Source organism: Bradyrhizobium sp. BRP19 (assembly GCF_020194195.1).
GTDB lineage: Bacteria > Pseudomonadota > Alphaproteobacteria > Rhizobiales > Xanthobacteraceae > Bradyrhizobium > Bradyrhizobium yuanmingense.
This window is the reverse complement of record NZ_JADYVZ010000256.1, coordinates 1-382: the sequence shown is the minus strand read 5'-3', so window position 1 is coordinate 382 and position 382 is coordinate 1. Positions and strand designations below refer to the sequence as shown.

Annotated in this window: 1 protein-coding gene; it reads left to right on the top strand. The window is 62.3% G+C overall.

Going from position 1 to position 382, the window contains the following annotated elements; genetic code table 11:
- A partial coding sequence (locus tag I6F36_RS39460; RefSeq protein WP_225173346.1) for a DUF2867 domain-containing protein occupies window positions 1-382 on the top strand: 382 nt, incomplete at both ends.

Genomic DNA, 382 nt, shown 5'->3' with positions numbered 1-382 from the left:
CGGCACCACGCTCGATGCGCGCAAGGCCGCTGAAAAGATGTTTGCGCGACGCCAGCCCTGGATCGAAGCGCTGTTGCGATTGCGCAATTTGATCGTTGCACCGCTTGGCCTGAAGACATCGGGCGAAGGCGACAAGGCACCCCATGGCATGGTCGGAATCTTTCCGGTTCTCAGCGAGACACCGGAGCGGCTGGTAGCGGGATTCGACGACAGCCATCTTGATTTCCGCGTCGTGGTCGATGTCATCGCGCATGCCGGCGGCCAGGAGGTCACCACCACCACGCTGGTAAGAACGCACAACTGGCTCGGCCGGACCTATCTCGCGATCATCCTGCCCTTTCACCGCCTGGTCGTCGCCGCAATGCTGCGGCAGGTCGTGCTT